Consider the following 7,738-nt stretch of genomic DNA (forward strand, 5'->3'; position numbering starts at 1 on the left):
ACCGGAGAACGTCGTCGTCTATCAGGTAAGGGAAAATTGAAGGCCCACAAATGCGGAGGCTTCAACGCCCGTTGACAGGGCGATCACCCCTCGACGATGCGCTTCGCAGGATCGGGGGCGAGCTAATGGAGTTTGAGGACCCGGGTGAGCCTTGGTGAGCTGCTGCGGCATCAGGCGTTAAGGGCTGCCAGTGCCATCTCTGCTACTCGCAGCTCGATGCCAGGGTCGAGGTTGTCGCCGATCTGCCAGGCGGCCGAAAGCCCAGCCCAGGCAAGGATCCAGAGGAGCAGGCGGCGTGTCTCCAAGCCGGCGGCTTCGCTAACGACCTCTAGGCGCTTGTCGAAAATCTCAGGCCGTCGGGCGATGGTCAGATGAGGCAGGCCGAGATCCGGGTCGCAGAAGAGGATGGTGTACTCGAAGGTCCGCTCGCCGATCACCCGCTTAGGGTCGATGGCCAGCCAGCCCCGCTCCCCGAAATCGAGAATATTCTCGTGATGCAGGTCGGCATGGAGAGGCACGATCTCCTGCTGCGACGCCAGCACTTCGGCAGCCGCCGTCGTGGCCTGAACCAGGATGCCACCGTGCGCCTGCGCCATTGGTGCCAGGGACTCGAACCAGGTGGTCAGCGGCACCAGACCGAGGGGAGGGGCGCCCCGCGGGACGTGGAGCTGGCGAGCGACGTCACAGATGACCTGGGTGGCCTCCGCGTCCAAGCCTTCGTTGGCCCAAGTGACCAGCGAGCGTGGTCCGGTGGCCTGCTCGAGCAGGATCGCGCCATCGTCATAGGCCAGCACCTGGGCGGCGCCGTGTCCAGCCCACCACCGCATGAGCAGGTGGCCGTGCCTCTCGTCTTCGGCGTCTGTGACCTTCAGCATCGCCGGCTGCCCCTGGTACCAGACCGGCAGAAGCTGGCTGGTGTGCGTAATGATGGGAGCTCCAGCAGGCGCGAGGCCCCACTTGGCGATGTAGTGGTCAAGCATCAGCATGCCCTATCACGCGAGCGGGAAGGCTGCCACGGTCCCGGATTGAGAGGGGAGGGGAGGCGAACGGTGCAGAATGGCGGACGGTTGTTAGCCCGTCCGGCCTTAGCGCTCTTTTGAGAACAATCCTTTGTCCGATCGCCACGGTTGGGAGTTTAGGGATGGAGCCTGATGAACCGAGCGGTTTGGGCTGAAACGCGGGCCGAGCGGCTAAAATTGCCTTTCCAAGGATCCAAAGGACCTGAAATCGGTGTTGGTAACGATAAGGGGCGATTATCGATACGAAAATTATTCAACTGGGGCGTCTCTACCAGACCGTAGCGACTTCCTTATTTGCTTCTATATTGAAGGAGCTAAGGCCTAGTTTCAAAAGCTTAGCTTATAGGTTTGGCCAAAAAGGCTTGAACTGGACAGAGGACGGTTCGGCTGTACCGGTACGTGCTCGTGGATTAGTGCAGTGGCACTTCAGCCGGGAGCAGTGCGCCTGTTCCCGATGCCGGACCGTGTTGCAGGAAGGCAGCACCACCTGCCGCAACGATGCTCTCAGCGGTAAGCCTCGTTGACGCACAAGCGACCTGTTTTCTATTTTGCGGCCAAGTCGGAACATCGGGGCATCATGCAACAACTTGACCTCAAGGCCACGGCCGCGCTTGCAGCCGTTGCAGGTGTGCTGTTCGGTATGCCTGCCCAAGCGCAGTCCCTCTCGGGGATCAAGGTCGGGGAGGAGATCTCGTCCGTTCCCAAAATTTATGCAACGCCGCTCCCCTCAAGGAGCACGAATCCGCACGAGGAGCGATTGTGGAAGCTGCCCGACGGGAACAGGCTCTCCGTCGCCACAGACCCAGAGACGAAGAGGATCGTCTACGCCGAGAAGAAGTGGAGCGGCGGCGCCAACGGCAAGCCTGCCGATTTTCCAGGTTTTGTTTATGGTGAGACCACACTGGCCGATATCAGGGCACATGCCCAGAACAACGGGTTCGCGTTCAAGGAACGCCTCGTCGAGGTGAGACCAGACGGCCTTGCCCTGTTCAACGCGTATGAGGTCGAGGGGGTGCCCGGTGTTGTCGTGACGTTCGTCACCAAGCTGTCCAAGAAGGATGAGGAGCGCCTCCGGGCTGGCAAGGCGAACGTGGATATCAACCGCGCGGCTCGTCTGGACACCATCATCCTCGCTGATGCGGGATACCTAGATACGATCTGGGGCAGGGCGAAGCTGACGCACAAAGCCTACAAGCCCATCCGGTGGGAGTTGCCGCACCATGCAGCGTTGGCTTCCCGGTAGGTTCGAGAGATACCCCGGTGGCTGCAGCTGGGGAGCAACCACAGCTATCATCGTTTGACATCAGAGCGGCACTGGTTAAGCACGGAGGGTGTGGGCAGCTCTATGCGCTTGGCATCTGCCGGCTGAGTCAGCCAGCCACTTGTTGCCGCAATTGTCTGCGAGTGGCTGATCCATCCTGCTGCTCAACTGATAGGTGTCCTTTGTGCCCTCCAGCCGAAAGCCGCCCATGATCTCCACGTTCAGACGTGTACATTTGGCCATCTTGGCCACCGTCCTGATGGGGCAGGCCGTGCAGGCAGCATCTGGATATCCGAAGCACGAAGCTCCCATCCCACCGCCGACGGTGGCTCTGATGAAGGAGAAGAACACCTCTCCCGCGGAGCCCATGCTCATCCGCATCTACAAGAAAGAAGCGGAGCTGGAAGTCTGGAAGCGCAGCACCACCGGGCGGTATGTTCGCCTCAAGACGTTCCCGATCTGCCGCTGGTCCGGGCAACTGGGTCCCAAGCGCAAGGAAGGCGACCGGCAAACCCCGGAAGGCTTCTACACCGTCACCGCCTCTCAGATGAACCCAAAGTCCAAGCATTATCTCTCCTTCGACACCGGATTTCCCAATGCCTACGACCGGGCGCATGGGAGCACCGGGTCCGCCCTGATGGTTCATGGAACCTGCTCCTCTGCCGGCTGCTATGCCATGACGGACGCGGCCATGTCGGAGATCTACGCCCTCATGCGGGAGACGTTCAGAGGCGGCCTGAAAGCCGTCCAGCTCCACGCCTATCCGTTCCGCATGACGGCAGAAAACCTCGTCCGGCATCGCTTCGACGCGAACATCGCATTCTGGCGCCAGCTCAAGGAGGGTTCCGACCGCTTTGAGGCCACCGGGGAAGAACTGGTCGTGAGCGTCTCGGCAGGGCGATATACGTTCCAGCCGGCCAAGAGCCCGGATGCTGAAGCAGAGGTAGTGGCCTACCGGGCGATGGAAGATGATCACGAGGCGGTGTTACTGGAGGAGGGGAGGGCGGCCATCCGCACCACCTATGCCGATGGCGGGCAGCATCCATCCTTCACTGCTCTATGGCGCCGCGGCGTCTCCTTGGGCGAGGTGAGCCGTCCCGAGGCTCTGGCCTATGCCGGGCTGGAGCGTGTGATCACGCCAGCCCCTGCGACACGTCTGACGTGTCTTGGGACAGGTGCCTGCGCAGCCCAAGCGCACGAGGTGAAGGCCATCTCTCCTCCCGCTGCGGGGGAACAACTCAAGCCAATCGCGCGGCTGGATGGCCCCCTCATGTGGTTAACGGAGCTGCCGTCGCTGTTTACGTCCTTTCCGGTCGGTACCGCACCGATGGGAGTTACTCACGACCAGCCGATGATCCTAGGAGCACAGCACATCGTGCCTGCTCGCTTGGCAATGTAGCGTTAGCCGCTGCTGGCGCCATCGAGAGGCTTCTACCAGGTCCTGGAGGAGGCGCTCGTCCTCGCCCACAAGGATCTTGACCGACTCATCCTCGCCCGCGAGCTGATGGGCCAGATGACGAAGCAATGCCACTCCAACTCGAAGCTGCCGGAACTCGTCGAGCTCTTTCTGTCGCGCCCGCTGGCGACGGTGCCGCTCGGGGCCAGGCTGCTCAAGGTCACGCCCAAGGCTGTCGACCTGATGCTGGCCCAGCTCGGCGGTGCGCCCCCGCGCGAGCTCACCGGACGAACACGCTACAGAACATGGGGCATCGTCTGAGGCAGCGCACCTCAATGCAGGGGACTTGTGAGTTCATCTGTGGCGAGCAAATATGGCCTAGCGACTGGGACAGGCGGGCAGTCTATGATTGAGACCCTTATCATTGCTGATGACCTGACTGGTGCCGCAGATTGCGCCATTTCGTGCGCCACGGCGGGTGCTGACACGGTGGTACTCCTCGATGCGAAAGCCGCTCCGGGCGGTGCAACTGCTGTCTCAGTCGATGTGAATTCCCGGGCTATGACGGCCCAGGAGGCCGGAGCCGCAGTCACAGGAGCTGTCCAACAGCTCTACAGCAAGAGCACACGCATCCTCTACCAGAAGATCGACTCCACTTTACGCGGCAACTGGCCAACGGAGCTTGCTCATGTACGCCAAGCCGCAACGGATGTCCTTGGGCATGCGCCTCTTGTGATTGTTGCACCCGCTTTCCCCGGAATGGGACGCGCGACGATTGACGGGCAGGTGTTCGTCAACGGCACCGCGCTCGGGAGCGCGGGTCTCTGGAAACAGGCGGGCCCGACAGGTTCCGGCGATCTGCGGGACATCCTTGAGGACGCAGGGTTCAGGGTCGAACTGGCCACTCTCGATCAGGTCGCGCTCGGGTCAGAGGCCCTCAAGACGCGGCTCGCAAAATGGGGAGATGCCGGAAGCGACGTGGTCGTATGCGATGCTCAGACCGACGATGACCTGCTCACGGTTGCGGCCGCATCCCTCATGCTGCCTGGAAAGCCGCTGTGGGTCGGGTCTGCCGGCCTGATGCGGGCTCTTGTCAGGGCCGGGGAGGGGGAGGTCGTTTCCTCATCCGCCCCGATATGGGCGGCGGCAGGAAAGCCCATTCTCGTTGTCGTGGGCAGTACATCCAGTGTGTCGCACACCCAGTTCGATGCGCTGGCGGAGGGGCAGGGCGTCATGTCTCTGACCATTTTGGCCTCCGCTCTACGGGAGAGCAGCGCCCCAGAGCACGTGCAGTCCTATGCCCAAGCACTCAATGCGGCTGTGGCATCAGGGTCAGATGTCGCCGTCACGATCCGGGGTGAGAAAATCAACTTTCAGGAAGGGCCGCAGCTTGCCGCAGCTCTGGCCGAGTTGGTTGCTCCGCTCCTGCCCCGGGTTGGCGGGCTTATTGTGACTGGTGGAGAGACGGCACGGGCAATTCTGGATCGAGATGGCATATCAGGCTTAAGAATGCATGGCGAGATCGAGCCCGGAGCGCCCGTTGGATTATCGATCGGTGATATTGCCATCCCGGTGATCACAAAGGCTGGAGCCTTCGGCGATCGTACGACACTGAAACGTTGCCTGGCGATCCTGCGAGGCGGTCGGAGCAATCGTTCCAATTCTGCGAGGGGCGAGTAATTTGGGTCCTTGGCCAGAGGGATGCGTGGATGAGTCAGCCTATCATAGCAATCACAATGGGCGATGCGGCCGGTGTCGGCCCTGAAATCATCATGAAGGCGCTTGCTCATTGGCAGGTCTACGAGCGCTGTAAGCCTCTGATCATCGGAGATGCCAACCGCCTGCGGCAGGCCGGCGAGATCGTCGGCTCATCCTTGAGAGTTCGACCTGTGTCAGGTCCGAAGGGAACCGTGTCCGAGTACGGGTCGGTTGATTGCATTGATCTTGGCCTGATTCCCGACAGCCTGCCGTGGGGCAAGCTGTCGCCGCTCGCGGGCGACGCGGCATTCCGATATATCGAGCGGGCGGTCGCACTGGCCTCAGCCAATGAGGTTGATGCCATCTGCACGGCCCCGCTCAACAAGGAGGCGCTCCATGCGGGAGGGCATCCCTTCCCAGGCCATACCGAGATCCTGGCGGCGCTGACGCATACGCCGGAAGTCTCGATGATGCTGATGACGCCGAAGCTGCGCGTGATCCACGTAACCACCCACATCGGCCTGATCGATGCCATTGCGAGGATCGAGCCGGGACTGGTGGAACGGACCATTTTGCGCGGGCACGAGGCCCTTGTGTGCTCAGGGATTGCAAGCCCCCGCATCGGGGTGTGCGGGATCAATCCTCATGCTGGCGAAAACGGACTGTTCGGCCATGGTGAAGAGGAGCAGAAGATCGAGCCTGCCATGCAGGCACTCCAGGCGTGCGGCATCCATGTCGAAGGCCCTCTTCCGGCTGACACCCTGTTCTTCCGCGCCCAGCGCGGCGACTTTGATCTCGTGGTCGCCATGTACCATGACCAGGGTCATGGCCCGGTCAAGGTCCTTGGGATCGAGGAAGGCGTCAATGTCACCGTGGGACTGCCTGTGATCCGCACGTCGGTGGACCATGGTACGGCCTTCGATATTGCCGGAACGGGCCGGGCTGATGAACGGAGCATGCTCGAGGCCCTCAATCAGGCCATCCTCTTGGCTCCGCAGCGTACCACCGTCGCCTGAAGGCCTCTGATTTCGTGAGCGGTCGGCTTGTGGTCTGGCGACTTCCAAGGCCTACATCTTCAAGGTTCTACCGGCATCCTGGAGGTTTACGACTTTCCTGACCTGGGACAGCGGAGGCGCCGATGACGAGATCGATGCAAATCGCCTGTGCGGTTGCTACCTGGGTAAGCCTGAGCTCGCCGTTGTCTGCTACCCCGGCGGAGCCGGAAAGCTGCCCTGGGTTGATCGCCTCCCGAGACAGCCTGTTCTCACGGGCTGCGCTGCGCCAGGACGAGGTCGGCCTCACCTTCATCGGCCATGCCACCTTCCTGATCGAGACGCCACAAGGGGTGCGGATTGCCACCGACTACAGCGACGGCACGCGTCCGCCTGTCACGCCCGACGTGGCCACCATGAACAAGGCGCACTCAACCCATTTCACCTACCGTCCGGATCCAGGGATCCAGCACGTCCTCAGGGGCTGGAACCCGGCCGGAGGGCCAGCCTACCACGACCTGACCGTGCAGGATGTGCGCATCCGGAACGTCTCGACCAACATCCGCAGCTACGGTGGGGCGACGGAGTACGACGGCAATTCCATCTTCGTGTTTGAGACTACCCAGTTGTGCATCGCTCATCTGGGCCATCTGCACCACACCCTCTCGCCCGAGCACCTCAAGAAGCTCGGGCGCATTGATGTTCTACTGGTGCCGGTGGATGGCGGCTACACGCTGGAGACCTTTGACATGATGGAGGTGCTGCAATCGATCAATGCGCCGCTGATGATCCCAATGCACTTCTTCGGGCCATCAACCCTCAACCGCTTTCTCGCCTCTGCCCGGGAGCACTTCCCGGTGGAGTTCAGCGATACGGCAGCCGTCACTCTCTCACGCGCCACATTGCCGAAGAGCCCGAAGATCCTAGTCTTGCCGGGGCACTGAACGGCCACCGAGCACGCTGCGACGAGGCTCTCTGACTTTTAATCAGAGGGTCCTGGGTTCGAGTCCCAGCGCGCTCACCAATAGTATCAAAGGGTTACCGGCATCTGCCCTTTGAGCCGTTTTCTTCCAGGTAGCCAATAGGTAGCCAGACGTCAGGAAGCAGCGCCCAGCTCGGACCTTAACCAAGTTAAGCCCAAGAGCGTGAACAACGAGGTGAGTCGGTGACGGCTGCGCTTCGTCTGGTTCCCAGCATCTCAACAGTTCTGTCACAGAATGGCCTGTGATCAGGCAAGAAGGTCTGTTCTCCCGCGGTGAGCAGACCTTCAGCGGGTATGCCCAAACTTCCTAAATTGACCGAGGCCGTGTGGAAACGCGCTTGCTGAACAAGGATGCTGATCGCTGTTTTGCGAGAGCCATGATCGCGCGCA

At 61.4% G+C, this 7,738-nt stretch carries 7 protein-coding genes and 1 tRNA gene; 7 read left to right on the forward strand and 1 reads right to left on the reverse strand.

The genetic code is table 11. From position 1 onward, the window contains the following. Nucleotides 1-170 precede the first annotated feature (170 nt). The gene (locus tag JKL45_RS28740) at nt 171-980 is read right to left on the reverse strand and encodes an aminoglycoside phosphotransferase family protein (RefSeq protein ID WP_201865198.1); all 810 of its coding nucleotides are present in this window, start codon (nt 978-980) and stop codon (nt 171-173) included. A 616-nt stretch (nt 981-1,596) separates the two neighbouring features. Here JKL45_RS28740 and JKL45_RS28745 point away from each other — a divergent pair. The 7 genes from JKL45_RS28745 to JKL45_RS28775 all read left to right on the forward strand — a co-directional run bounded on the left by JKL45_RS28745 (nt 1,597) and on the right by JKL45_RS28775 (nt 7,390). Further along, nucleotides 1,597-2,262 carry a hypothetical protein gene (locus tag JKL45_RS28745; protein ID WP_201865193.1) on the forward strand — a complete coding sequence of 222 codons (666 nt, stop codon included), beginning with the start codon at nt 1,597-1,599 and terminating at the stop codon, nt 2,260-2,262. 226 nt (nt 2,263-2,488) lie between these two features. Next, nucleotides 2,489-3,679 carry a L,D-transpeptidase family protein gene (locus JKL45_RS28750; protein WP_201865194.1) on the forward strand — a complete coding sequence of 397 codons (1,191 nt, stop codon included), beginning with the start codon at nt 2,489-2,491 and terminating at the stop codon, nt 3,677-3,679. Nucleotides 3,680-3,793: 114 nt separating this feature from the next. Further along, complete coding sequence (locus JKL45_RS28755) at nt 3,794-3,997, forward strand: helix-turn-helix domain-containing protein (protein ID WP_246499096.1); 204 nt, start codon at nt 3,794-3,796, stop codon at nt 3,995-3,997. 84 nt (nt 3,998-4,081) lie between these two features. Next, a complete protein-coding gene (locus JKL45_RS28760; RefSeq protein WP_201865195.1) occupies nt 4,082-5,356 on the forward strand; it encodes a four-carbon acid sugar kinase family protein in 1,275 nt (424 codons plus the stop codon). A gap of 29 nt (nt 5,357-5,385) precedes the next feature. Continuing rightward, nucleotides 5,386-6,390, forward strand: coding sequence for a 4-hydroxythreonine-4-phosphate dehydrogenase PdxA (gene pdxA, locus JKL45_RS28765; RefSeq protein ID WP_201865196.1), 1,005 nt, complete (start codon nt 5,386-5,388; stop codon nt 6,388-6,390). A 122-nt stretch (nt 6,391-6,512) separates the two neighbouring features. Beyond that, nucleotides 6,513-7,310, forward strand: a complete 798-nt coding sequence (locus tag JKL45_RS28770) for an MBL fold metallo-hydrolase (protein ID WP_201865197.1) — start codon at nt 6,513-6,515, stop codon at nt 7,308-7,310. Continuing rightward, nucleotides 7,302-7,390: transfer RNA gene (locus tag JKL45_RS28775), tRNA-Lys, on the forward strand. Before JKL45_RS28770 ends, JKL45_RS28775 begins: the two co-directional genes overlap by 9 nt. The last annotated feature ends 348 nt before the right edge of the window (nt 7,391-7,738 follow it).

The organism is Microvirga soli, from assembly GCF_016734765.1.
Classification (GTDB): Bacteria; Pseudomonadota; Alphaproteobacteria; order Rhizobiales; family Beijerinckiaceae; genus Microvirga; species Microvirga soli.